At 34.1% G+C, this 25,011-nt stretch carries 24 protein-coding genes and 1 pseudogene; 11 read left to right on the top strand and 14 right to left on the bottom strand.

Going from position 1 to position 25,011, the window contains the following annotated elements; translation table 11 throughout:
- Positions 1–84: 84 nt before the first annotated feature.
- Both BKP37_RS16100 and BKP37_RS16095 read left to right on the top strand, forming a co-directional pair.
- Positions 85–708 carry a YitT family protein gene (locus BKP37_RS16100; RefSeq protein WP_071310649.1) on the top strand — a complete coding sequence of 208 codons (624 nt, stop codon included), beginning with the start codon at positions 85–87 and terminating at the stop codon, positions 706–708.
- 254 nt (positions 709–962) lie between these two features.
- Complete coding sequence (locus BKP37_RS16095) at positions 963–1,883, top strand: 3'-5' exonuclease (RefSeq protein ID WP_245712552.1); 921 nt, start codon at positions 963–965, stop codon at positions 1,881–1,883.
- Between the two features lie 112 nt (positions 1,884–1,995).
- Here the strand turns inward: BKP37_RS16095 and BKP37_RS16090 are convergent, their stop codons facing one another.
- Positions 1,996–2,256 carry a hypothetical protein gene (locus BKP37_RS16090; RefSeq protein ID WP_071310647.1) on the bottom strand — a complete coding sequence of 87 codons (261 nt, stop codon included), beginning with the start codon at positions 2,254–2,256 and terminating at the stop codon, positions 1,996–1,998.
- Positions 2,257–2,747: 491 nt separating this feature from the next.
- Positions 2,748–3,392 (bottom strand): SurA N-terminal domain-containing protein, encoded by a 645-nt coding sequence (locus BKP37_RS16085; protein ID WP_071310646.1) that lies wholly within the window; start codon positions 3,390–3,392, stop codon positions 2,748–2,750.
- Between the two features lie 412 nt (positions 3,393–3,804).
- Here BKP37_RS16085 and BKP37_RS16080 point away from each other — a divergent pair, with 412 nt between their 5' ends.
- Positions 3,805–4,995 carry an MFS transporter gene (locus tag BKP37_RS16080; RefSeq protein ID WP_342707802.1) on the top strand — a complete coding sequence of 397 codons (1,191 nt, stop codon included), beginning with the start codon at positions 3,805–3,807 and terminating at the stop codon, positions 4,993–4,995.
- Here BKP37_RS16080 and BKP37_RS16075 read toward each other — a convergent pair.
- Complete coding sequence (locus BKP37_RS16075; RefSeq protein ID WP_071310644.1) at positions 4,970–5,851, bottom strand: alpha/beta hydrolase; 882 nt, start codon at positions 5,849–5,851, stop codon at positions 4,970–4,972. The genes BKP37_RS16080 and BKP37_RS16075 overlap by 26 nt on opposite strands.
- A gap of 233 nt (positions 5,852–6,084) precedes the next feature.
- On the opposite strand from BKP37_RS16075, the gene BKP37_RS16070 reads away from it, so the two are divergent.
- Positions 6,085–6,501: a peptidoglycan-binding domain-containing protein gene (locus tag BKP37_RS16070; protein WP_071310643.1), complete on the top strand. Its 417-nt coding sequence runs from the start codon at positions 6,085–6,087 to the stop codon at positions 6,499–6,501.
- A complete protein-coding gene (locus tag BKP37_RS16065; RefSeq protein ID WP_071310642.1) occupies positions 6,498–7,286 on the top strand; it encodes a C40 family peptidase in 789 nt (262 codons plus the stop codon). The genes BKP37_RS16070 and BKP37_RS16065 overlap by 4 nt, the downstream gene beginning before the upstream one ends.
- A 38-nt stretch (positions 7,287–7,324) precedes the next feature.
- Here BKP37_RS16065 and BKP37_RS16060 read toward each other — a convergent pair.
- Positions 7,325–7,967: pseudogene (locus BKP37_RS16060) on the bottom strand (HD domain-containing protein).
- A 286-nt stretch (positions 7,968–8,253) separates the two neighbouring features.
- On the opposite strand from BKP37_RS16060, the gene BKP37_RS16055 reads away from it, so the two are divergent.
- Complete coding sequence (locus BKP37_RS16055; RefSeq protein WP_071310641.1) at positions 8,254–9,267, top strand: 2-oxoacid:ferredoxin oxidoreductase subunit gamma family protein; 1,014 nt, start codon at positions 8,254–8,256, stop codon at positions 9,265–9,267.
- On the top strand, positions 9,268–11,568 hold the full coding sequence (locus BKP37_RS16050; protein ID WP_071310640.1) for a thiamine pyrophosphate-dependent enzyme: 2,301 nt from the start codon (positions 9,268–9,270) through the stop codon (positions 11,566–11,568).
- A gap of 55 nt (positions 11,569–11,623) precedes the next feature.
- Here the strand turns inward: BKP37_RS16050 and BKP37_RS16045 are convergent, their stop codons facing one another.
- The 10 genes from BKP37_RS16045 to BKP37_RS16000 all read right to left on the bottom strand — a co-directional run bounded on the left by BKP37_RS16045 (position 11,624) and on the right by BKP37_RS16000 (position 21,533).
- Entirely contained in the window at positions 11,624–12,388 is a 765-nt protein-coding gene (locus BKP37_RS16045; protein ID WP_071310639.1) for a DUF3891 family protein, read from the bottom strand.
- Between the two features lie 276 nt (positions 12,389–12,664).
- Positions 12,665–13,126: a divergent PAP2 family protein gene (locus BKP37_RS16040; RefSeq protein ID WP_281243086.1), complete on the bottom strand. Its 462-nt coding sequence runs from the start codon at positions 13,124–13,126 to the stop codon at positions 12,665–12,667.
- A 412-nt stretch (positions 13,127–13,538) separates the two neighbouring features.
- Positions 13,539–14,444 (bottom strand): chemotaxis protein, encoded by a 906-nt coding sequence (locus BKP37_RS16035; protein ID WP_071310638.1) that lies wholly within the window; start codon positions 14,442–14,444, stop codon positions 13,539–13,541.
- Between the two features lie 190 nt (positions 14,445–14,634).
- On the bottom strand, positions 14,635–15,885 hold the full coding sequence (ilvA, locus tag BKP37_RS16030) for a threonine ammonia-lyase IlvA (RefSeq protein WP_071310637.1): 1,251 nt from the start codon (positions 15,883–15,885) through the stop codon (positions 14,635–14,637).
- A gap of 571 nt (positions 15,886–16,456) precedes the next feature.
- Positions 16,457–17,257 carry a hypothetical protein gene (locus BKP37_RS16025; RefSeq protein WP_071310636.1) on the bottom strand — a complete coding sequence of 267 codons (801 nt, stop codon included), beginning with the start codon at positions 17,255–17,257 and terminating at the stop codon, positions 16,457–16,459.
- Positions 17,254–17,952 (bottom strand): ABC transporter ATP-binding protein, encoded by a 699-nt coding sequence (locus BKP37_RS16020; RefSeq protein ID WP_071310635.1) that lies wholly within the window; start codon positions 17,950–17,952, stop codon positions 17,254–17,256. The genes BKP37_RS16025 and BKP37_RS16020 overlap by 4 nt, the downstream gene beginning before the upstream one ends.
- A 13-nt stretch (positions 17,953–17,965) precedes the next feature.
- Complete coding sequence (locus tag BKP37_RS16015; RefSeq protein WP_071310634.1) at positions 17,966–18,334, bottom strand: GntR family transcriptional regulator; 369 nt, start codon at positions 18,332–18,334, stop codon at positions 17,966–17,968.
- 154 nt (positions 18,335–18,488) lie between these two features.
- Complete coding sequence (locus BKP37_RS16010; RefSeq protein ID WP_071310633.1) at positions 18,489–19,439, bottom strand: ABC transporter permease; 951 nt, start codon at positions 19,437–19,439, stop codon at positions 18,489–18,491.
- Positions 19,432–20,355: an ABC transporter ATP-binding protein gene (locus BKP37_RS16005; RefSeq protein ID WP_071310632.1), complete on the bottom strand. Its 924-nt coding sequence runs from the start codon at positions 20,353–20,355 to the stop codon at positions 19,432–19,434. Before BKP37_RS16005 ends, BKP37_RS16010 begins: the two co-directional genes overlap by 8 nt.
- A 500-nt stretch (positions 20,356–20,855) precedes the next feature.
- The gene (locus tag BKP37_RS16000) at positions 20,856–21,533 is read right to left on the bottom strand and encodes a peptidylprolyl isomerase (protein WP_084034789.1); all 678 of its coding nucleotides are present in this window, start codon (positions 21,531–21,533) and stop codon (positions 20,856–20,858) included.
- Positions 21,534–21,921: 388 nt separating this feature from the next.
- On the opposite strand from BKP37_RS16000, the gene BKP37_RS15995 reads away from it, so the two are divergent.
- From BKP37_RS15995 to istB, 4 genes are all read left to right on the top strand, one after another.
- Positions 21,922–22,275, top strand: coding sequence for a YhjD family protein (locus BKP37_RS15995; protein ID WP_071310631.1), 354 nt, complete (start codon positions 21,922–21,924; stop codon positions 22,273–22,275).
- A gap of 97 nt (positions 22,276–22,372) precedes the next feature.
- Positions 22,373–22,507, top strand: coding sequence for a helix-turn-helix domain-containing protein (locus BKP37_RS19425; RefSeq protein WP_084034787.1), 135 nt, complete (start codon positions 22,373–22,375; stop codon positions 22,505–22,507).
- Between the two features lie 114 nt (positions 22,508–22,621).
- Positions 22,622–24,208: an IS21 family transposase gene (istA, locus tag BKP37_RS15990; protein WP_071310630.1), complete on the top strand. Its 1,587-nt coding sequence runs from the start codon at positions 22,622–22,624 to the stop codon at positions 24,206–24,208.
- Positions 24,209–24,210: 2 nt separating this feature from the next.
- Positions 24,211–24,960, top strand: a complete 750-nt coding sequence (gene istB, locus BKP37_RS15985) for an IS21-like element helper ATPase IstB (protein WP_071310629.1) — start codon at positions 24,211–24,213, stop codon at positions 24,958–24,960.
- Positions 24,961–25,011: the final 51 nt, after the last annotated feature.

Here is a 25,011-nt window from a genome sequence, read left to right as displayed (position 1 = left end):
TTATGAAATACTTTTTTTATTGACCAATGTGAGTCAATATACTACTATAAGTAAATTAAATACAATGATAGGGTGGTAATATCTGTGTTCCTCAAAAAACTATGGATTGTATTATTCGGATTATTTTTGACAGCTTTTGGTATAAAAATCTTAGCTCAAAATCTACTAACTTTCGGAGGAACTGCTGGGGTCGCAACAATATTTACTTATTTCACAAGTTTCTCTTGGGGTTTATTATTCTTATTCGTTAATTTACCTTTCTTTATTATTTCTATACAGCAATTAGGTAAATGGTTTACGTTATCTAGTTCATTGTCAATTATTGGTATTTCGTTTATTCGAGATGCTTTTGACTTTATTGTTCCAGCTTTTCAAATCAGTGATATTACCGCTACAGTATTAGCAGGAGGTTTCATCGGTATTGGGGTAACATTGGTATTGAATAATGGCTCTTCTTTAGGTGGAATTCATATTTTAGCTTTATACTTAGACAAAAAGTTCAACCTAAATCGAGGTCTTACGATTTTTGTTTGTGATTCATTAATAATTTTATTTGCTGTATTATATGTCGGATGGAATAGTGCTTTTTATTCCATTGCTTGCATTGTGATTGCATCGTTTATTATTGGTCGATATAAAGTCTCGCCAATTAAGGAGGTTGAAATTAAAGAAGAAGCAATTATACTTAATGAGGCAGCTAAATTATAGATTGAATTTATATAGGCACTCAAGCTAGACAGCTTTCAAGTTAGAAATTTATAAATTCTGATTATATAACAAAACCGCCAATTCACCTCCCACCTAAAATTCTTATGAAATTTTGAGGAAGGACTCCTCTTGGCTGTAATAATAGACAACTATTCTTCATGTTAAATTTTTTGGGAAAAATTTATAATTGTCTATATCATAGTAGCCATATATAATTAGCAATTGGATAGAGAGGAGGCAGTTTGTTGACTGAAGTGAAACAATTTATCTTTTTTGACTTTGAAATGCTCTGCCGTGAAGAAGGAATGCCTTTTTCTAATATGGAAGGAATCAGATTGGGTGCTGTAAAATACGACTTAAATAAAGAAGACATTACTTATTTTGACCGCTATATGCAACCAAAACAACTACAACCTTTAAGTTCATTTTGTATAAATTTAACAAAAATTAAAGATGAAGACTTAGTAAAAGCTAGCCGATTTCCTATTGTTTTTCAGGAATTTCTAAACTGGGTGGGGAACTTAGAAGAAAGTCGCTTTTTCTCATGGTCTAATAATGACTTAAGACGCCTTGAACTTGATGCATTAAGTCATCACATTCCACAACAAACGATTACTACTATTAAATCTCGATATGTTGATTTTCAAGCTCTATTTTCAAAAAGGGTTGCAAAAGTAAACCCATCGGTTGAAAATGCGTTAGCTTTATATAATCTTCGTTTTGAAGGCGAAAAACATAACCCTATGTATGACGCTTATAATACACTTCGAATTTACCTTGCTTTTAGTAAAGATGTCCATAAATCTGACCTAATTATGTTAAAGCAATTTATCTTCAATGATCAAGAGATTAACCCCTTAACAAATATAAATACAGAATTAAAACGTTATGTATTAACCGATATTCACCGGTTAATGACTGAAGTTCCCATCATAACAAATATTCGTACTACAAGGAAACTTGTTAAAAGGACCATGAAATTAGTAAAAAAATATGAAAATATTCAAATAAATAGGTCACGTATTTTTGATGAGGAAATACTTTTATATGTAAGATTGTTAGTTGAATTTTATAATGAATTGTTAATTAGCTACAAAGAGCACTTTTCTAATGGATGTAAAATCGTTATTTTACATGAACATATGCCATTACCTTTGAAACGATTAACAGCTTAAAGAAAACGAAGATATGAGCATCTTCGTTTTTTTCATTTTGTCTATATTGTCCACCTTACTAATTGTCGTACACCTTAGTTATTCTTCATCACACTCTTATGGTAAAAGGCGTTTATCCTTGTTGTAAGTTTGGCGGATGGTTAAGTCGATGAAGACGATGAAGAGTATCTTCAATACTGATGATAGCTTCTTCTAGAAACTGCACCTCACTTACACTTCCTTTTAATTTAGCTTCATTCATCGCTTTTTTTGCTTGGATTAGTTGTTCCTCAACCTGCCTAAACTGTTCTAGATCTACATATTTTTGTCCTTGCTGTATTGCCAATTTCCCTTGTTGTATAGCTAACATTGCTTTCTGGATTGACATGTTCATAAAATTACCCTTCCTCTATTTATTTTTATTTAGTTTAATCCATAACAAGGAAAACATACCCAAGAAAAGCGCAAGGCGCCCGCCTATCGGCGACAAACACTGGAAGACCTGCTCGTAGCGGTCGGGTTTTTGACCGAAAGAGAAGGTCTGAAGTGATCGAGCCGATGGAGCCTGGAGCTAGACAGTTTCCAAGTTAGAAATTTATAAATTCTGATACTGCAAGAAAAGCGCAAGCGCCTTGGTCACGAGCAACTGCTCCTGTGCCACTCCGTTTGCTCAATAGCAATTGTTTTCCGTTCGACGAGTAACCGTAGAAGCAAAGCTGCATGAAGCTAATCAACGAAGGCTTTCAAGAGGTAATTGAAGTCAGTAGCTTGACTGAAGTGACCGAGCTCGTAAGCCACTTGCGCTAGAAAGCGTTTCAAATTCAAAATTTTATACTTTCCTTTTGAATAAAAAATGGCTTCCTAAAATTAGGAAACCATTTTTTATCAAATAAAGATCTCAATATCAGCTTGATCCTTTAATTGAGAAAGGACTCTCATAAACTCTTCTTCCCTCTTTAGTTGTATTACTGATTGTTCTAAAACCGGCTTGATTTCTTCAAAGTCTAAATCTTCTTCACCCATCTCTTTAACTTGAGCATAAGCTTCTTCAAGATCTTCTTCTGTAACTACTACTTCATTCATCGTTTCAGATAAAAATTGATCAATTTTTAATTGTTCTTGAATTCTTTCTTTAAACGTTTCATTAGTGAGGTTATTTAATTCTAGCGCTTCTTGAAACTGTTCTTCCGACTCAAAATCAGACTTCACTGATAGAAACCGCTCTTCAACCTCTTCTTCTAATACCACATAATCTGCTGATGCTTGTGTAAGTAGCTTTTCATCAATCATATTATTCAAAACATTATCTTTAATCATTTCAAGAAACTCTTCACCCTGCTCAGCTATATCAATTCCTTGTTGCTCGTACATCTGCTTTGTATTTTCAACCTGAAGGTTAAAGTCTGTAAAAGTGATAACCTCTTCATTTACAACGGCAGCTGCGTCACCTTCATCAGTTACATTACCACAACCGATAACTACAAAAGTTAGTATACCTAATACGATTAATAAAAGAGTTCTTTTAATCATTGAAACTCATCCTCCCACTTTTGATTTTTTGCCAAATAACCCTTAAAAACAAAAAAAATCTATATCACTCATGAAAATCACTACGGTATGCAATTCTACTAGATATGGTACTAGATGTAAAGTCAAAACAGAAAGAGTATAACTGGTATACTCTTGTATTATGCCTTAATAATAAACACACTAAATTGTGTAAAAATAAGTAAATACCACCTTACTTTACCTATAAGGTGGTATTATAGGTAATTAATGTTTTTGTTTAAATGATGTATAATACATTAATGAATAAATGAATTTTATATTTATTATTTTTCCCACTAAAGTATTATACAGTTACGACGATCCATTCGTAACTATATAGATTTTGTGGCTCGATTTTAGTAATTATAAAATTCACTGGCACATCTTAAATTTTATTTTTTCATTCGGAGGAACATACTTAATGGTGTACTTTGTTTATATCATCATCATCATTGCTTTTTTAGATACTTTTTCACAATTACCAATTATCGCACCCTTCGCACAAGAACTTGGGGCTTCTAGTCTATTAATTGGCTTAATCATTGGCACATACTCATTAGCAAATATGGTGGGAAATATTATAGCCGGCCAGTGGATTGACAAATTTGGCAGAAAAAAAATCCTAGTAATAGGAATGTTATTTGTCAGTGTTTGTCTACTAGGTTACACCATAGTAGTAACTGCAAAACAATTACTCTTAGTAAGATTAATCCATGGTATCGGTGGTGGTTTGCTCGTACCAGCAGCATTTGCATTTTTAGGTGATCAAGCACGGTCTACCTCACGTGGAAAAACAATGGCATTTTCAGGAGCATGTGTAGGTATTTCAGCTATCATTGGTCCTGCATTTGGGGCAATTACCACTCAAACACTAGGTATTGATTGGGTTTTTTACATAATAAGTGTGCTATTTGTACTCACTGCATTTATAGTAATTGTAACACTTAAAGAAACCTATTTACCTAAACGTTCAAACACACACACATTAAAACTTGAGAACATTGGGAAGCTTTTACGCCTACCGCCTCTTATTAATGCTTACATTGGGGCATTTTCTCTCATGTTGACTTTAGGAATATTAGCTTTTATGCTTCCTCTAAAAATTGAGACGACCCCTTATAGCATAGCAGTTTCAGGCATGTTATTAAGTACATTTGGAATCACTGCTATTCTAATTTTTCTTTTACCGACAAACCGCCTTTTTGATCAAGTTAAGCGTGAAAACATGGTACTTATCGGGATGGGTTTTGTCACCTTTGCGTTGCTTATGCTTGGATTAATTCAGCACATAACATTATTATTTATAGCAATGATTTTTTATGGTATTGGTTTTGCTTGTATATTCCCATCCGTAACAGCGCTTGTGATTGACCATTCACATCAGAATGAACGAGGACGTGCGTTCGGATTATTTTATGCTTTTTTTTCATTAGGGGTTGTTACCGGCTCATTTGTCATTGGTGCTCTAAACGTCGCGCCAAGTCAAGGACTTTTATTAGGTGCTATTATTATGCTTGTACTTACTGTTGTGATTAGATTACGTTTAAAGAAAACCTTGTTTAAGAAAAGATCTGCTTTTCAATAATTTTGAAAACTTTATTTTTTATCGTTTGATGATCATTTATTATTTGATGTCTGCAACCTTCAACTATCGCTACTTGACATTTTGGAAATTTCTTCTTCAAATAAGAAACATTATATTTCCAATCAACCGTTTGATCTAATGTACCTTGGATAACATATAGGTCTTGTGTAGAAGGGGATAACTCTTCTACTTTTTGATTCCATTTTATTAAAGCTTTAACCCACTTTATTGATATATACTTTGATTGAAGTGGGTCTTTCTTCACAAAATCCAAATAATTGTTATCTCCTGAATTTATCTTGAACTTCCGATTTAACTTAGATTTGAAGTACGGAACTATTTTAGATGCAGCTAAAATAAAACGCCATTTCGTTGGCCTAACAAGAGGAGCCAAAAAGATAACTTTTTCAAAACTAGCCTTAGATTGTAATAAAAAGTAACTAATGATTGCAGCTCCTGTACTATGAGCAATTACTGAATTAATTTTATACTGACTTTGCTGACAGTACGTTAAAACTTTTTTTAATGTTTCAACATATTGAATAAAATCACTAATCTCCCCCCTATTCCCTGATGACAACCCATGCCCTTGTAGGTCATAACTAATTACACGCCATTGTTTTTTCAGGAAAAAATTTATCATATTTTTTAATGACCCTGTATGATCAAAATACCCATGAATGAGAAGAACCGTTCCTTTAACACTTACAGGCTCAAAAACGTGTACAGCCGTTTCTTCATTTCCTTCTTTTATTTTTTCAACTTTATAGTCGTTCAACAACTGTTTGTCAATTCCATAAAAAGAAATATAGTTATGTCCAAAAGGGTGTTTAATGGTAGAGTCGTAGAATTTCATATTACACCTCCTACTTTACTTGCTTCTATGTGTTCTATTTTACCTTATTTTCATAAAATGTTTAAAGCTTTGACGAATTTTCTTGCCTCTTATTCACACGGTAAATTTACTAACTAGAAGGAGGTACTTTAGGTGAAAGTAGATTTAGTAAGTGAAAAAGTGATTTTAACTTCGATTGTCGCTAGTATCGCTTTATCGCCACCAATGACAACCATCAAGACAATCACAAAGACATGAACATTGATAACCTCTCTATCAGTCCGAATGAGAAATTTAAGTTTGGTGAAAAAAATTTAAAAATTCATTCTCTTCAATACAAGCTGCTTGACTATGATTTAGATAATGTTATTGAAGAAAAGGGTTCATTTGGAGTGAAAACTCATGCTGCTATTCGTCAGTTTCAAAAAATAAAAAAGCTTCATGTCGACGGTATAGCTGGACCAAAGACTTTAGCAGCTCTATTTATTAATAAAAATATTGATGAAATTGAAGTAGAAGACCACATCTTAATAGAAATCAAAGAGGGGCAACTCTTTTCCCAAGGTGATAAAGGCGATGTTGTTCTAGAAATTCTGAAAATGTTAAAAAGTGTTGGGTATTACCATTTTGAAAACGATGGTATTTTTGGAGGTCGCACAAAAGTGCAGTGAAGAATTATCAAAAAGAAAATGGGCTAGTAATAGATGGCATTATAGGCAAAGAAACCTACAAACATTTAAAAGGTGTTACACTAAATATTAATATTGAACCGTCTGTCAATTATATTAATACTACTGTTTACAGTGCACTTGAGGATACAAATGAAGTACCTACTCCCACGATTGTTACTACGATTGAAAAAGCAGAAAAAAACGATATTAATAAAGTCGATTTTTTACAAAACGGAGATAAAGGGCAAGCTGTGAAAGATTTACAGCGGTTACTTAAAAATAAAGGTTTTTATCATTCGAATATTGACGGTGCTTTTGGACCTATTACAGAAGCTGCTGTACGTGAGTATCAAATGCACACTCAATTATTGGTAGATGGTATTGCAGGCCCATCTACCATTACGCATTTAACAAATGTTCCGATAAGTCAAATACCCTCTAGATCAAGTGTCGGACCAAGAAAAACAGAAAATAATAGTAACAATAACAGTAATAACACGTCAACAATAGAGCAACCGTTAGAACAGTCTGTTTCTTCAAGTAATAGCATCATTAACATTGCAAAAACATTTATTGGTACTCGTTATCTCTGGGGTGGTACAACTCCAAATGCCTTTGATTGTAGTGGATTTCTTAAGTATGTCTACAAAAAGCATGGAATAAACCTTCCGAGAACAGTAGCTGAGATTTGGAGTTACGGGCAAAATATTCAGACGTTACAAACAGGTGATCTTATTTTCTTTGAAACATATAAAAAAGGACCATCTCACGCTGGAATGAATTAGTTATTGTAATAATGAAATTCACTCAATTCATAAAAGATTTACTCCTGCCACTCACTCATAAACCGCTCTAAAAACTCTTCTAAAAATTGGTGCCTCTCTTTAGCTATTTTTTTCCCCGGAAGGTGTATTCATCAAGTTATTTAGTTTTATTAGCTTTTCGTAAAAATGATTGATAGCTGTACTTTTTCCGTGTCGGTATTCCTCTTTTGTCATCTCATTACGAACAGGAATGTCTGGGTCATACATTAACTGACCCTTCGCCCCAGCATATGCAAAGGTACGACCAATTCCAATAGCACCAATAGCATCTAAACGATCTGCGTCTTGGACGACCTGTCCTTCTAATGTCTCAACCTTCAAATTATGACCACCTTTAAATGACATTGTTTTTATAATAGAAACAATGTGATTTCTATCGCCCTCAGAAACTTTATGGTCCTTTAACCAACTGATTATTTTTTCTAATCCTTTCTCTTCATCTCCAAAAAGCTTTTCATCTGCAATATCATGAAGAAGTGCTGCAACTTCACATATAAATATATCAGCACCTTCATTTTCACCGATTTTTTTCGAGAGGTTTCGCACTCGATAAATATGCCACCAATCATGTCCACTACTATCACCTTTTAAAATAGAATGTACAAATTTTTCTGCTTCTTCTACTATAACTTGTTTATTCATATGATCGCCTCATTTGTATTTTTATTCACAATCTTACCTCTTTTATAAATTACTTCAAAAATAGAATTCATATTGTACTAAAGCAAATTTCTTCCTGTATTATAGACACAAATTCTTAAAACTCTTTATTACCAACCGCTTTAACCTTGTCAGATTTTTTGTACCAGTGAAATTTTTGAATACTTTAAACAAAGTATGACTTTCTACACGACAAAAGTATACTTTATAGTTTATACTGTAACTAGGGAGACGTAATGTCAAATTTTTAAAGGGGGATTAATTTAACATGTCTATTTTACCAAAAAAGAATGAACTTGGCTTTTTTGAGATACGCTTAGAGTCAATTGGGGGATTAGGTGCAAACCTAGCAGGAAAAATGTTAGCTGAAGCTGGAGTCTTGGGGTTAGGCTTAAACGGATCTAACTTTTCTTCTTACGGATCTGAAAAAAAGGGTTCTCCAGTTAAATCCTTTGTTCGATTTTGTGATGCCGATGTAGAAATTCGTGATCACAGCCCAATCGAACAACCACATATTGTAGGAGTTTTTCACGAAGCTCTTTATAAAACAGTAAATGTTGTAAGCGGATTACCTGCAGATGGCATTGTCTTAGTTAACAGTACAAGAGATTTTGATAGTGTAAGAGAAGATCTCAATCTTGATTATGGTACTCTAGCAATTGTAGATGCACTTAAAATAGCAGTTGAAGAAAAAACAAAAGTAAATACAGCGATGCTTGGTGCACTATACCGCACATTAGAGTTTTTAGACCCAGAAGAAATGAGAAATGTTATTCGAAAAACATTTGAAAAAAAATATCCTCACCTAGTTGAACCAAATATCCACACTTTTGATCGCGGTTATAATGAAGTAACTTTTAAAACATACGAACTTCCTGAAAATGCTAAAGGAAAAGAGTTTTCTAGGCCACAACCTTTATTAGGTTATTTAACACAGGAGATAGGTGGAGTTATTACTGCCCAAGCAAATAGCGTTTTAAAAGATTTAAGTGGCTCTAGACAAGGTTTTTTACCTTCTTTCGAACAAGAAAAGTGTATTAACTGTGCTGCATGTGATACAGTTTGCCCAGATTACTGCTTTGTTTGGGAAGAAGGGGAAGACAAACGAGGAAGAAAACAAATGTTTCTTACTGGTATAGATTATCAATATTGTAAAGGCTGTTTAAAATGCGTTGACGCATGTCCAGTAGCAGCTTTATCCGATATGACAGAAAAAGTTGGCTATGCTGAAGCTCATCGTGTCGCGCAAAAATTTCCATATGTTGCAGGGGGGCGCATATAAATGGCTACTTTAGAAGATAGATTAAATAATGTGAATAATAAGAAGTTTGAACAAGCTACTACTTTCGAATCAGGAAATGAAATGGCCGCTATGGCTGCTGCACAAATAAATTACCATGTAATGGGGTACTTCCCTATTACTCCATCAACAGAGGTTGCACAATATTTGGATTTAATGAAGTCACAAGGTCTACATGATATTGAACTAATTGCCGCCGATGGTGAGCATGGTTCCGCTGGTATTTGTTTCGGCGCTGCAGCTACAGGTGCTCGAGTATTTAATGCAACAAGTGCAAATGGTTTCCTATATATGCTTGAGCAACTTCCTGCTCAATCTGGTGTTCGCCTTCCAATGGTTATGAATCTCGTAACTCGCGCAGTTAGTGGTCCATTAGATATTCGTGGTGATCACTCAGATTTGTACTATGCTCTAAACACTGGTTGGGTTATTTTAACAGCTCGCACACCTCAAGCAGTATATGACATGAACATTATTGCTTTAAAACTAGCTGAACATAAAGATGTTCGTCTTCCAGTTATTGTTGCTTACGATGGTTTCTTTACGTCTCACCAAAAGCGTAAAGTAGAATACTTTAAAGATCGTAAAGTCGTGCAAGATTATGTTGGTGAAGTTCCAAAAGGGTACCCTGTAGCAGGTGACAAAAACAACCCAGTTACTATTGGTGCTCATATGAATGGTGATGACTTAATTAACAACAACTTCCAACAATCAGAAGCTATTTATCGTGCTGGTCAAGTTTTTGAGGAATTACAAAAAGAATACGCTGAAATTTCTGGGCGTGAATATAAAACGTTAGATTTATATGGCATGGAAGACGCTGAAGTTGCTCTCTTCCTTCTTAACTCAGCCGCTGAATCTGCCAAAGATGTGGTTGATAAGCTTCGTGCAAAAGGGATTAAAGCAGGTGTTATCAGTCCTAATATTATTCGCCCATTCCCAGCTAAAGAAATCCGTGAAGCATTGAAAAACGTAAAAGCTTTACTTGTCGGCGAAAGAGCGGATTCATACGGTGGTAACGGTCCGAATTTAACTCACGAAGTAAAGTCTGCACTTCAAGAAGATAAAGAAAATCAAACAATTGTTCTTAGTCGCGTATTCGGTGTTGGCGGTAAAGACTTCTATTCAGATGATGCTGAAAAGTTTTTCGAAATGACGATTGATGCTATGGAAAAAGGATATGCTGAAAAAACATTTGACTATTATGGGCATGTTCCTGGAAATCCTGAAAACAAACTAAAGCCTGTCATCGAACCAATGCACGGTAATACATTTAATTCTGGATTAATTAAAGTAACTCAAGATGAGGAAACAAAAAAACTAAATGTAAAAATTCCGCCGCTACGTAATTTAACTGGAAAACCAAAACGCTTTGCATCTGGTCACGGCGCTTGTCCTGGTTGCGGTATCTTCCCTGGTTTAGAACTATTCTTTAAAGGGATTGAAGGGGACGCAGTCATCTTATTACAAACAGGCTGTGCGTATGTTGTTACAACTGGCTATCCTTACAGTTCTCACAAACAAACGTTTATTCATAACTTATTCCAAAGCGGTGCTGCAACACTTTCAGGTACTGTTGAAGCATTTTTCGAGATGAAGCGTCGTGGTGAAGTTGATATTTCTGACGATTTCACTTTCGTTATGATTACCGGTGATGGCGGTATGGATATCGGTATGGGTTCTGCTATCGGTACAGCGTTACGTAACCATAAAATGATTATCCTTGAGTATGATAATGAAGGTTACATGAACACGGGTTCACAAATGTCTTACTCTACACCACTAGGACATATGACTAGTACGACTACAATCGGTAAGACAAAACAAGGGAAACCGTTTCACCATAAAGATACAGCTCAAATAATGGCTTCAACTCACATTCCTTATGTTTTCACAGGAACTGAAGCTTTTCCACAAGACCTTATTAAAAAAGCCGCAAAAGCTCAATGGTACGCTCAAAATATAGGTTTAGCATACGGAAAACTTTTAATCACTTGTCCACTTAACTGGAAGTCTGAAGATCGTCTTGGTGAGAAAATTATGAAATCTGCAGTCGATTCATGCTTCTTCCCTCTTTATGAAGTTGAACAAGGTGAAACAACACTTACGTATGACCCTGAAGCAAAAAATAAGCGTGTTGAATTAGCTGAATGGTTAAAAATGATGGGTAAAACAAAGCATTTGTTAAAAGAAAGTAACGCACCAATGCTAAAAGAATTTGAAGACGAAGTTCAACGTAGATGGAAAATTCTAAAAGCAAAACATGAAACACCATTTCTTTAAGAATATAGTCTGAAATAAACTAATCAAAAAGAGTAGCATTGGCTACTCTTTTTGATTAGTTACAGCCCACTATTGTTATTATTCTCTGTTTTGATTTTTGATGTTTATACTCAACCTGAAGGTTACTCATTTGAGATTTCTGAATACATTTATATTTCAGCGATACCGTTAACTCTTTATTAAACGGAAAATCTGTTAGAGAAACTGTATTTTTGTCTAACCAATGAGCTACTATTCTTTTTTTATTGTTATATGCGAATCTTTGAGAGAAACCTTTTCGAAACCAAATCACTTCATTCTTTTTATCTACTCCTGGTTCATTCATACATAAATATAACGACAAATTATCACAAAATTGTAATAAATCATAATGAAATAACAGATCTTCCTCTTCTGACTTATGTATATATAATTTCTCTTTTAACTTGTTTTGTCGCTCTCTTTCCAAACTTAGAAAATCTTCACCTCTACCATTTGTATATCTTTCAAAAAAAGAAGCATAATGAAGACTACAAATTAAAGCTGCATACCCGTCTTTTTTTTCTATAATATCTATCCCTTTTTTGTATGCTTTAATTTTTGAGGTTAATGGATAATCAATAAATGAAAATGGAATTTTTCTATCTCTATTTATTAACGGAGTTTTATCCAATTGTATCCAACCATTATCATGTTCATAGATTGCATAAATAACAGATCTCCTCTTACTTTTACCAATAAAATATTCCTCACGCCAAGCCTCTGCTAACTCTCCACAAACTTTCGCATGCTCATGTTGCTCAAATAATAACACCTCATGTTCTCTTTCAGTTACAACCATCTCTCCCCCTCCTTCTTGCTTTTCTATTATCTATTATATAAAATTTTTCTCTATTGATGGCTATTTTAGAAATAATTGTTGAAGTTTGATTTATCTTCCAAGTAATAGGGACTTTAAATTAGAGATTAGAAGCTACTTTTATAGAAACTGTATATTTGGAATTAAAGAATAAACAAACACTCATCAATTGCGAGCGTTTTAAAGAAATTTACTTCTGAAGCTATGTAAATGTACTTTGTAAGAATCAAGAAAAACTTGGCATTAGCTCAAGTTTTTCTAATTCTTATTTAGGTTTGCAAAATATGTGAACAAGCCGACTAAGAACCCTAATACCGCTCCACCAAACACTTCTTCTGGTTGATGTCCTAAACTTTCTTTTATTTGGGTGTCTTTCTGATCATACATCGGACCTTTTGAATCTCCGTTTAACTGATTGATTCTTTTTTCTAGTTCATTTACTTTAATCGCCGTCTGTCCCGCTTGCCTTCTAACTCCTTGCGCGTCATACATGACTATTAAACCTAATATTATTGATATCGCAAAGTCAAGAGACCTGATACCCAGTTTCAGTCCTATATACGTAGCTAAAGAAGTTACACCGGCTGAATGAGAACTGGGCATACCGCCAGAACCGAACATTCGCTTCCAATCCCACGCGCCCGTTTTGAGGCCTATAATAGGTACTTTCAAAAACTGTGCTAGTACAATAGCCATTAACGATGCAATAACACCTTTCACAAAAAACTCCCCCTAAAAAACTACATAATCGTTTAGTTAGGTTTCGATACTTTTAGCATTTTTATTCTCGCTTATCTCATATTAAAAACTGGTGAACTCGTTTCATCAAGCTGAAACATTGGAAAATCCCACCTACGCTACGCTTAGAGGTGGGGGTCTTACTGCCCCTTAAGAGGGGGATTATAGTTACAAGAGAACTACGATATGACCATTTATTCTGATCATAGATGTTTTCTCCATTGCATAACAAAATATTTTTTCTGACTATTTCGAACTTTTCCCAGATGGGTTTTTAACTATTATTAGGTATAATTAATAATAACATTGGAAAAGGAGTATGAATTTGGTAATCATACTCCTTTTCCAATATTATTTTAGAACTCGTAAGTAGAAAATTTCAAAATTCCTCCTCTTACGTTAATAACTTGTCGATGTTTTCGACTAAATTTACAATTTCAGGTTTACTCACTTGTGCATTAGCACCTACTTGTTCACCTTTATGATATAAATCTCCAGTAATCAATGAACTAAAAATAACGACCGGTATATCCTTCAGTAATTTATCCTCTTTAATGCGTTTCGTTAAATGGTGTCCATCCATTTTCGGCATTTCAATATCGGAAATAATCACATCTGGCAATTGAGTGAACAATTTTTCTTTCCCTAGCTTCTCTAAATGATCCCAAGCAAGTTTCCCATCTTCAAAAAATTGTAAATTCTCGTACCCAGCAGTCACTAACGTATCTTCAAGTAATCTTCGTAAGATTGGCGAATCTTCAACGATCATTACTTTTTTATATGAGCGTTCACGTGGCCCCATTGTTTTAATTTCTTCCTTATTTATACCTGAACTAGGACTAATATCAACTAGAATTTTTTCATAATCTAATAGTAAGATCATATTATCTTCCATTTTTATAACACCAATTGTTGACCCTTCTAATCCTTGTGAAAGTTTAGTAGGCTTCTCAATTTGTTCCCATGAAATTCGATGAATTCTTGATACATTATGTACATGAAAAGCAACCTTCATTTTATTCAATTCTGCAACGATAAGTTTATCCTGCTCAGGAGACTCTGATGGAGGAAAGCCGATGACTTTAGCTAAATTAACAACTGGTAGCACTTCGTCTCGAAGTCTAATAATTCCCTCAACATTAGGATGACCATTGGGCATTTTTGTTACAGGTAGAGGATTAATAATTTCTCGTACTTTCATTACATTTATTCCAAAAACACCTTGACCAATAGAAAAAACAATGACCTCTAATTCATTCGTTCCACTCTCTAATAAAATTCCTTTAGGATCGTTAGACATGATCTCATTTCCTCCTCATTCTAAAGCAACACTAATTCAAAGATTGAATAGATTCTTAGTGCTCGTTTATTATAAACATTCACTTACATATATAATATTAGTTGTAACAAACTAGCTATATCAAGGTAAATCAAGCCTCTACTAGATATAGCTAAGTTTGTACAGTTAAACCATTAATAGCTTCATTCACTCAGATCAAAAGATTAAATAAATTCTCATCTCTGTTTACTTCGATAAACTCGATTTCATGGTCTTTCATTCGAAGAAGTAAACCTTTGTAGTCTTCACTTCTTTTTAATTCGATACCGACAAGAGCTGGTCCATCATCTTTGTTATTTTTTTTCGCATATTCAAAGCGAATAATATCATCATCCGGACCTAACACTTTATCTAAAAATTCTCGTAAAGCCCCAGCGCGTTGTGGAAAATTAATAACAAAGTGGTGCTGTAAACCTTCATAAATAAGGGAACGTTCTTTAATCTCCTGCATCCGTCCTATATCATTATTACCACCACTTATCACACAAACAACATTTTTTCCTTTTATCTCTTCTTTATAAAATTGTAGAGCTGATATCGGCAGTGCTCCAGCTGGCTCTGCAACAATTGCATTTTCATTATAGAGCTCTAAAATGGTTGTACAAATCTTTCCTTCAGGAACAATAATCACATCATCTAATAGTGAATGACATATCGAGAACGGAAGCTCCCCAACTTTTTTTACAGCAGCTCCATCTACAAATTTATCAATTTTTTTTAGTGGAACGACTTCACCTTTTTCAAGTGATTTTTTCATCGCTGGAGCCCCTTCAGGCTCTACTCCGATAATTTTCGTCGATGGACTAACCCCCTTGATATAGGTCCCAACTCCGGATGATAAGCCACCTCCACCAATCGACATAAGTAAATAATCGATAGGCTCGTCCATGTCATCCATTATTTCCATTCCAATTGTCCCTTGCCCTGCAATAATTCTCTTATCGTCAAAAGGATGAATAAATGTTTTATTATTTGCAACGCAATATTCCATTGCTTCGGCAAATGCATCATCGAACGTGTCACCACATAAAACAACTTCGACAAATTCACCACCAAAACGCTTTACTTGCGTAACTTTTTGCCTTGGTGTCGTTTTAGGCATAAATATCTTACCGAAAGTACCTAAATGTTTACATGAATAGGCAACACCTTGAGCGTGATTACCTGCACTTGCACAAACTACACCATTTTCAAGTTCTTCTTTTGTTAAGCTTTGAATAAGATGAAAAGCACCACGAATTTTAAATGATCGGACTACTTGCAAGTCCTCTCTTTTCAAAAATACATTACATCCATATCGTTCAGATAATACTGCGTTATACTGTAAAGGAGTATGAACAACTACATCCTTTAGACTATGATGTGCTATGACTATGTCTTGTATCATTACTTTGGTATCCATTTTAAATCCTTCCTAATTTCATTATACAAAAAATTGTTATTTTTCATTGATTTATTCATTATAGCATGTTTTTTATCGATTAAAGTCGTTATATCTAATATCAATTATTAATTTTATCATTCAATTAGCAATTCGTAAAAATATATTCACAATAAAGCTTAATTTAAAACTGTGTACGCTCATCTACCCTTCTTTACCAATTCTTTAAGTTATGAGGTTGCGTCTTAAGAAAAGTACTTCAGATCAGCCGCTGGCTAAAACGACTGTTATGGAAGCCTTCCTACAAATGGATCAGAAGATTAGAAGGACGTACAATACCATAAAAGTTACCATATCGTTCGTCGGCCTAGGACTAAATGTATGATATCACCAAACGGACAGAGCCACCTTTTATTCACGTTTTACTTTTTTGGCTCTTAAGAGTTCAAATAACATTTATGCAATGCTATTGAAATAATATATAAAATAAAAACCATTAGCAGCATTAATCAATGCAACTGATGGTTTTTAAGCATTATCATTTTACAATACGATTAGCTATTTCGTCATACCTTTTGTTTTTTCTTTTTATTTAGGCTTCAACTTTATTATCCAAAAGCCAAGAAGAAATGAATAAAACAGCCACTACAACAACTATATCAACAACTGTCGTACCAATATAGAGCACTGCTTCTGTAGCTGCTTCCATGTCCAAAGTCGGATCTCCACCGATTTCATCAATATGGATGATGAATGAATTCATTATCGTATCAGTATTTAAAATGACGCCCCATTCTGTAATCCCTTTATATATTACCGTTTCTTGAAAACGAGACCAAAGCCACCCTGCTCCTAATGTAATAGCAACACCTATTAACCAGCCCCACTTTCGAATTGATTTCGACATCATAAAAATGAATGTTGAAACTGCACCGAATTGAAGTGAACCTACAAAAATACCAAAGAAAAGGATCCACCAAAAAGACTGATATTGTTCAAATAAAAATTGTGGAATTGTTGGATCTGAGAACTTTCCTGAACTTTGCTTTAGCAAAAAATATATAATCATAAATGTTGTCAGCAATGAAACGAAAAGCTGGGTGGTAGCAGCTAAAAATTTTGCAGACAATAATTCCCAACCATTTCTTGGGATATTCAACCAAAAAAACGATGTTTTCTGTTTCCACTCTAACCTCAGAGAATCTATCATCGCAAAAAACAAGTAAAATAAATGTACGATAATTAAAGGTATTGTTAACATTATAAACATTGGGCTGTATCTTTCAATAAGAACATAAAACAACACAGCTACCATAAGTAAGAAAATAATGTTCAAAAGGAACTTTGTTTTGGTTAATCGGATTTCCTTTTTATACAAGGTCAACCAACTCATCGTAACACCTCTTTCATTGCGTCTAACACGCTCTGCCCTTTTTTCTCTCTCAAATCTTCTACCTTTTCAGATAACATTATTTCTCCATCTCGTACTAATACTACATAATCTAATAGGGGTTCTATTTCTGTTACTTCATGCGTTGAAATTAGTAACGTCTGTTCTTCCATTTCCACATACCTAGCAATCATCTTTATTATGTCTTCCCTAACAAGTGGGTCTAATCCTGATAAAGGTTCATCCATGATAAGTAATGGAGCTTTTCTTGCTAAAGTAATGGCAATTTTCACTCTAGCTCGGTTACCCTTTGAGAGGCTCCCAACCTTTTTTTGTTGATCTACATTAAGAGTTTCAATAATTTCTATTGCTTTTTTTTGATCGAAGTCATCAAAAACATCGCTTGATAAAGCAATTGTCTCACTTACTGTAAAAAATTCATAGAGTGAATCTACCTCTGCAAGAAATGCTACTTTTTTCGCTATCAATCTCGTAACTTTCTCTCCACATACAGTAATTTCACCTGAAGTCTTTTTTAATAATCCCGCTGTAAGCTTTAATAACGTTGATTTTCCACTTCCGTTTGATCCAACTAAACCTATAATTCCACCTTTTGGTATTTGAAGACTGACATTGTTTAATGCTATTGTTAACCCATACTTTTTAAAAACATCCGAGAATGTAATAATTTTTTCCATGTTTTCACCTCTATCACAACGACTTTTTAAGGGCTACACTCACTTGTTCAATGATTTCTTCCTCAGTAAAACCATTATTTTTCATATAAGTAACAAACTTACCGACATATTGTTCCGAGATCTCTGAACGCAGTCGTTTAATTATTGTCTTATCCTCTGTCACAAAAGATCCTTGGCCTCTTTTCGCCACAACTACTTGTAATCTTTCCATTTCAGCATATGTCCTTTGAACAGTATTTGGGTTCACTCCAACTTCTACTGCAGTTTCTCTAACTGATGGTAATTTTTCACCTGGTTCTATAGAACCGTTACATATTTGTTGGAAAAAGTAGTCCATTAACTGTAAATATATTGGCTTTGAATTGTCAAAGGATACATTCATACAATGCACAATACCTCCTTTTAAAGGGAACTAACTTTGGTGAAAAAAGGTAAAAAATACTTATCACACTCCTGTTTACCACCTATTTTCAAAGAGTGACTGTTTGATAAGTATCCATAATCCTTTTAGCAATCTGCTTTATTTTACCATATTGTTACGCAGCAACATCTCGTTTTTTAAAAATTAACAAAGATAATGTATTAAAGAGAATAAAATAAAAAACTAACACCATGACTGAAAATTGAAAAGTCATTCCTTCTACAATCGGTGTACCTTCAATATATTGAACAAGATATGTGTTAGCAAATAATATATATTTTACCCATTCATATTGACTAAGTACGTGAACAAGTTGGGTTCCTGTAAACATTAAAAATAAAGCTAATCCTATGGCTAGAGAGCTGCTTCGAAATACTGTTGAGATCATGAAGGCGAACGTCACCATCATTAATAATTCAACACTTGTTAAACTATATAACATTAATAATTGACTAAACATGTTACGTTCAAGAACTTCTCCTTGTGCAATGTACAAGTATGGTTGAGTGATTGTTGAAATCCCAAATAAAATTCCACCAATTATAAATGAAAATAAAAATAATCCTAGCAGCATTAATAATGAGAACAAAAATGTTGCTACATATTTAGATAGCAGGATTTTTGTTCTTGATACAGGACGGATTAACAATAATTTAATCGTTCCCCAAGAAAATTCACCTGCAACGATCCCCGCTGCAACTATAATCGTAAACATCGTAATAACACTAATTAAATTTACAGTTGAGGTCATATATCCCCAAAAGCTTTTAGTCTCAATCGGGGGAATATCGTGGGCGAGTCGATATTCATTTAAAGCAATATCTTTTTCATACCTTTCTAATACTGGTTTTGGCATCGTAGTATCATTAATAACTGTCTGCATGTTCATATTCTCAAGCATTACTGCTTCTTGCCATGAATCGTATGCAGGGGCTTCTAAAATAAACTTTGTGAATAGCCCAATAATGAGCAAAATTGAAATCAAAATGCCAAACATTACCCAAGTTCCGGAACGATAGTAAATTTTCATATTTTCATTTTGCACAAGTCGCAGTAAGTTAGACATTTAATTCACCACCTGTCACTTCTAAAAATTTCTCCTCTAAAGATTTTACTGTATTTGAAATGCTGTAAACTTTCACATTATTAGTAACGAACACTTGATTGACTTGTGGTATACTTTCCTTCTCTAACGTAATTTCAATGAACTCCCCAGTATCTTTAACTAAATAGTTTGGAAAGTTTTCCTTTATTACTTGTGATGCTACTTTTGTGTTATGGACTTCAAAACGTACGACAAGCTCTTTCTCACCATTAATAAACTCATTAACTGTTTGAACACCAATTAATTTTCCATTTTGAATAATTCCGATTCTATCGCACATTAATTCCATTTCTGATAACAAGTGGCTAGATACGATGACGCTTAGTCCTTCAACTCTAGCTAATTTTCTTAAATAGTCACGAATTTCCCTTATCCCTGCAGGGTCTAAACCGTTCGTTGGTTCATCTAAAATTAATACTGATGGTGAATGTAACAGGGCTTGCGCTAAACCTAAGCGCTGTCTCATCCCCAATGAGTATGTTTTTACCTTTTCATGAATTCGACTACTGAGTCCAACTAGATTTACTACTTCATTAATTCTTTCTTTACTTACGCCATCGACCATACGTGCATAATGAACTAAATTTTGATATCCAGATAAAAACTTATACATCTCTGGATTTTCTACAATTGCCCCAATTTCTGAAATGGCACCTTCAAAATCTTTAACCACATTTTTCCCCTTAATAAGCACTTCACCTTCAGTTATTGAGATTAAGCCAACTAACATTCGAATTGTCGTTGTTTTTCCAGCACCATTTGGTCCTAAAAAACCAAAAACCTCACCAGGATAAATATCAAAGCTTAGATCATCAATAATTTTCTTGCCTTTTATTTTCTTCGTAACATTTTTTATTGAAACAACAGGTGTTAACAAGTAATATCCCCTCCATAAGTACAATCACACCGTACCCGTGACCTACTGTATTAATTAAATAATACACCGACACAAGAAGTAATGTCAATCTAAACATAATAATATCCAAATATTAGTGAATTTATTGTGAACGAATTAATAATTTTGTAACTCTTTATAATAACGTTTAATCTAGTTTAAACTTATAGTGAATTTCTCTTATACTGATTAACCAAAAAAGTCTTTTTTGTCTTGATCGTATAAGAAAAGCGCAAGGTGCCTGGAGCTAGACAGTTTCAAAGTTAGAAATTTATAAATTCTGATTATGTAAAAAAGAAGGCTTTGCCAAATAAATTAGCACAAGCCTTCTTTTTATAATTTTTAAGTTAATAAATTCACAATTCATTATTCTCGCCCCTAAGAAAATATATCTAGTTACGTTGAACCTGTTCGTAACTAGATATAGATTTATGTGGCTCCATTTTGGTATTATGAAATTCACTCAAGTACAACAAGTTTTCTTAGTTTAATAATTCAATTGTCTCTATCGTTATATCTTCTTTAGGGCGATCATTTTGTCCAACTTCTACTTCTGCAATAGCATCTACCACATCGATACCTTCAATGACATGACCAAAGACGGTATGGCGATAATCTAAATGTGGTGTGCCTCCATATTGTTTATAATGCTCTAGCGCTTCTTCAGAAAAGTCTATTGCTGAACTTCCTTGAAAGGATTTGCTTTGGACAATAAAAAACTGACTTCCATTCGTATTAGGACCAGCATTAGCCATTGATAAGGCACCCCTAAAATGAGCTAGTGCCGGCGAAAATTCATCTTCAAATCGCTCACCATAAATACTCTCTCCACCTGCACCGGTACCCTCTGGATCACCTGTTTGCACCATAAACCCTTCTATGACACGGTGAAAAATAACACCGTCATAATAGCCATTCTCACTATGAGTTAAGAAATTTTCAACAGCTAATGGGGCATATTTCGGAAATAATTTAATTGTAATATTACCTTTACTCGTTACCATTTTAACAAGCTTCTCATCCGATTGAACTTCCGTAATAAGTTGAGGATATTCATCTGCAATTACTTCTTCCTGCTGTACGTCCGGAGCTGCTTGTCCACATCCAGAAATAAGAACAAGCATGAAAATCCCTAATAATAAATAATTAACAAAACGCATGATATAACTACTCCTTTATCATTTTATTATTTTCTTAAAAGACACCGATGACTTTAATCACCGACATGTTTTACACCTCCAATGTTGTCAACCGCTAGATCTTAGGTTCATACAAATGGAGAATCTTTCAACAAAAATAAGTGACATTGTTATTAAAATACCACAATCAAACAAAGTATTAAAGTCATATAAAATCAATTTTGGCTGCGGTGGAAGTCGATCATAACAAGGAGTTATGAACAAAGATAAAAGCCTCATTCCCTTGCACAATTTATGATACGCGTCAAAACAAACATTCGTTCATTTTTTCATTTCTTTATGTTGCAAAAAAATGTTTAATCAATTAAAATATATACGAACGTAAGTTCTATCGAAAGGGGAATGAATAGTGAATTGCTTATCTCAACAAGAAGAAATTCTTTTTGAAGCCTATATTATCCTGTCATTTGCTCGTAAAGTTTTGCAAAATGACCTACTCATTGTTGAAAAATCTTTTTTAAAACTAAAAGAACCTTACATTCAACTTATCCATTCTTCTATTGGCTCTATCAGTAAAGAATTATTTGAAATTAAGCAACAACTGCATAAAAGGAATATTAAAATTGAATTCGGTAACAATGATGGTACCTTTACAGAATTTCACTGCTACTTCAGAGGGTATGTAAAAACAAGTCGTTTTCTAAACCTTCATTTACGAAATAAAGTTCAAGATCGACTAAGTGTAACTGCTAAACTAAAATAGACAGTTTCCGACAAATAAATTTGAACACTTATTTACCAAAATATCCTCTAACAGTATGATAGTTTTATATTATTTAACTGTCGGGGGGCTTTGAAAGGTGGAAAAGTGGTTGAAGTATGTGGAAATTAAACGAATGTTAGAACAAGGGTACTCAAAAGCAAAGGTTGCAGAAAAGTTTAATATTTCAAGAGGAACATTGTATAAGTACTTAAACATGTCTCCTGATGTGTAACTGCTAAACTAAAATAGACAGTTTCCGACAAATAAATTTGAACACTTATTTACCAAAATATCCTCTAACAGTATGATAGTTTTATATTATTTAACTGTCGGGGGGCTTTGAAAGGTGGAAAAGTGGTTGAAGTATGTGGAAATTAAACGAATGTTAGAACAAGGGTACTCAAAAGCAAAGGTTGCAGAAAAGTTTAATATTTCAAGAGGAACATTGTATAAGTACTTAAACATGTCTCCTGATGAAATGAGCATTTGGTTAGCTTCTTGTAAGACGAGGAGAAAAAAGTTAGATGTGTTTAAAGGGATGATCCTTAATTGGCTTAGAGAGTTTCCGGATGTCAGTGCTGCACAGATTTTTGATTGGATTCAAGATCGCTTCCCAGAGTTTAAAGTCGGGGAAAGTAGCGTTAGGAGTTATGTTCGCAATTTGAGGAAAGAGTATGATCTCCCTAGAACTAAGGAAGAAAGGCAATTTCAGGCGATTGAAGATACGCCAATGGGGCAACAGGCACAAGTAGATTTTGGACAAATAAAGGTAAAAACTATGGAAGGAAAGATGGTGAAACTATACTTTGTAGCATTTGTTTTATCTAACTCTAGGTACAAATATGTTGAGTGGTTAAATCGTCCTTTTACTACAAAGGATTTAATTATGGCTCATGAAAACGCTTTTCAATACTTTGGTGGAATACCTTATGAAATCGTGTACGATCAAGATCGAATTATTATTGTTAGTGAAAACTATGGTGATCTTATCATGACAAAAGAGTTTGAAGTCTTTCGTCACTCGCATCAACTGAAAATATATATGTGTAGGGCGTTTGATCCTCAAAGTAAAGGTAGAATTGAAAATGTAGTAGGTTTTGTAAAGAAAAACTTCGCAAAGTTTCGCATTTTTACTAATTGTGATAGTTGGAACGAGCAGTGCCTTCGTTGGTTAGAGAGAACTGGGAATGGTAAGGTCCATAATATAACGAAAAAAAGACCAGTCGAAGTGTTTCAAGAAGAAAAGAAACATTTACGACCAGCCCTTCCGCTTATTGATGCGACCAACAACAATAAGCAAAAATATACAAACCTTAATTCAAGTATAACAAGGACTGTTCGTAAGGACAATACTATTCTATTTAAATCAAATCGCTATAGTGTTCCTCTCGGAACATATTCTCCATTTGGAACAGTTGTTACATTATTAGTAGAAGAACAGACGCTAAAAATTATAGATCAAGAAACAGGCGAAATGATCGGGGAACATGAAATCTCCCTGGAGGTTGGGAAGCTTATACAAGACCGAAAGCATACCCGGGATCGAAATAAAGGAATAGCTGAATTCATTGATTTAGTAGCTAATCAATTTGAGGATAAAAAACTAGCCGCTAAGTATATTGGTAGAGTTCGAAAAAAAAATCCTAGGTATATTCGTGATCAACTTCAGTTAATCTCTAAATATATTGATCAGGCATCGGCAGAAGAGAAAAATGAAGCTTTACATAAGTGTATGAACTTGAAATTGTTAAGCGGTTCTGAATTCGCTGATATGCTAGAACACGTCAAACGCCAACGACAAGTAAACAATACAGTATCAACCGCCAATGATAAGGTTGTTCAACCATTACATGTACAAGGAAGTGCTACTATTCATGTTAAGCCAGTTCTCCGGAATATTGACGACTACATCTCAATTATGGAGGGGAACTAAAGATGACTGAATTAAAAGGATTGCAAGATTTATTTCGAACCTTAAGATTAGCAGAAACCGCAGCATGCCTTCCCGAACTAATCAAAAAGGCTGAAACCAAAGAGTTATCTTATCAAAAGTTTTTATTTGAAGTTATGGGGTACGAACAAAAGCGCAGAGAAGAAAAAATGTTTGAAAAACGCTTGAAATGGGCAGCTTTCCCTTATGTTAAAGGTTTAGATGAGTTTAACTTAAATGAACAAAATTCATTAAGTCAACGGCAATTCAACCAACTAAGAGAACTAACTTGGATTGATCAACTTTATAACATTTTACTATTGGGACCGACAGGTACTGGAAAGACTTTTTTATCAATAGGTCTAGGTATTGAAGCAATTCAAAGAGGTTATAAGGTCACATTTATCACTATGGGAGAACTTATTCATACGTTGAAAACCGAAGAGATATCTAGGAAATCTCAGGTGCGACTAAAGAGATTACGAACCTCAAATTTAGTGATAATTGATGACTTAATGTTTATGGCAATGGATCAACGAGAAGCAAATTTATTCTTTCATTTAATTAACGATTTATATAATTCCTCCTCTATCATTTTGACTTCAAATAAGGGCCCAAGTGAATGGGGAGAACTTCTCGGTGATCCGGCAATTACAACTGCAATATTGGATAGAATTATTCATCGTGCCGAAATAATCCAGTTCACCGATGATAGTTATCGAATGAAACACCGAACTTCCATTTTTAAGGGATGAAATGTTCAAAATAAATCAGCGAAAAGTGTTCATTTCTACTTGACGGTCACA

The organism is Anaerobacillus alkalilacustris (assembly GCF_001866005.1).
In the GTDB taxonomy this organism is placed as follows: Bacteria; Bacillota; Bacilli; order Bacillales; family Anaerobacillaceae; genus Anaerobacillus; species Anaerobacillus alkalilacustris.
Note: the sequence above shows the minus strand (reverse complement) of the source record. Positions and strands in the feature narration are given on the sequence as shown.

Coding starts and splice junctions, on each gene's coding strand:
- BKP37_RS16090 (WP_071310647.1), bottom strand. CDS start 2,256: ATGAACATGTCAATCCAGAAAGCAATGTTAGCTATACAACAAGGGAAA.
- BKP37_RS16085 (WP_071310646.1), bottom strand. CDS start 3,392: ATGATTAAAAGAACTCTTTTATTAATCGTATTAGGTATACTAACTTTT.
- BKP37_RS16075 (WP_071310644.1), bottom strand. CDS start 5,851: ATGAAATTCTACGACTCTACCATTAAACACCCTTTTGGACATAACTAT.
- BKP37_RS16070 (WP_071310643.1), top strand. CDS start 6,085: ATGAACATTGATAACCTCTCTATCAGTCCGAATGAGAAATTTAAGTTT.
- BKP37_RS16055 (WP_071310641.1), top strand. CDS start 8,254: ATGTCTATTTTACCAAAAAAGAATGAACTTGGCTTTTTTGAGATACGC.
- BKP37_RS16050 (WP_071310640.1), top strand. CDS start 9,268: ATGGCTACTTTAGAAGATAGATTAAATAATGTGAATAATAAGAAGTTT.
- BKP37_RS16045 (WP_071310639.1), bottom strand. CDS start 12,388: ATGGTTGTAACTGAAAGAGAACATGAGGTGTTATTATTTGAGCAACAT.
- BKP37_RS16035 (WP_071310638.1), bottom strand. CDS start 14,444: ATGTCTAACGATCCTAAAGGAATTTTATTAGAGAGTGGAACGAATGAA.
- ilvA (WP_071310637.1), bottom strand. CDS start 15,885: ATGGATACCAAAGTAATGATACAAGACATAGTCATAGCACATCATAGT.
- BKP37_RS16025 (WP_071310636.1), bottom strand. CDS start 17,257: ATGAGTTGGTTGACCTTGTATAAAAAGGAAATCCGATTAACCAAAACA.
- BKP37_RS16020 (WP_071310635.1), bottom strand. CDS start 17,952: ATGGAAAAAATTATTACATTCTCGGATGTTTTTAAAAAGTATGGGTTA.
- BKP37_RS16015 (WP_071310634.1), bottom strand. CDS start 18,334: ATGAATGTATCCTTTGACAATTCAAAGCCAATATATTTACAGTTAATG.
- BKP37_RS16010 (WP_071310633.1), bottom strand. CDS start 19,439: ATGTCTAACTTACTGCGACTTGTGCAAAATGAAAATATGAAAATTTAC.
- BKP37_RS16000 (WP_084034789.1), bottom strand. CDS start 21,533: ATGCGTTTTGTTAATTATTTATTATTAGGGATTTTCATGCTTGTTCTT.
- istB (WP_071310629.1), top strand. CDS start 24,211: ATGACTGAATTAAAAGGATTGCAAGATTTATTTCGAACCTTAAGATTA.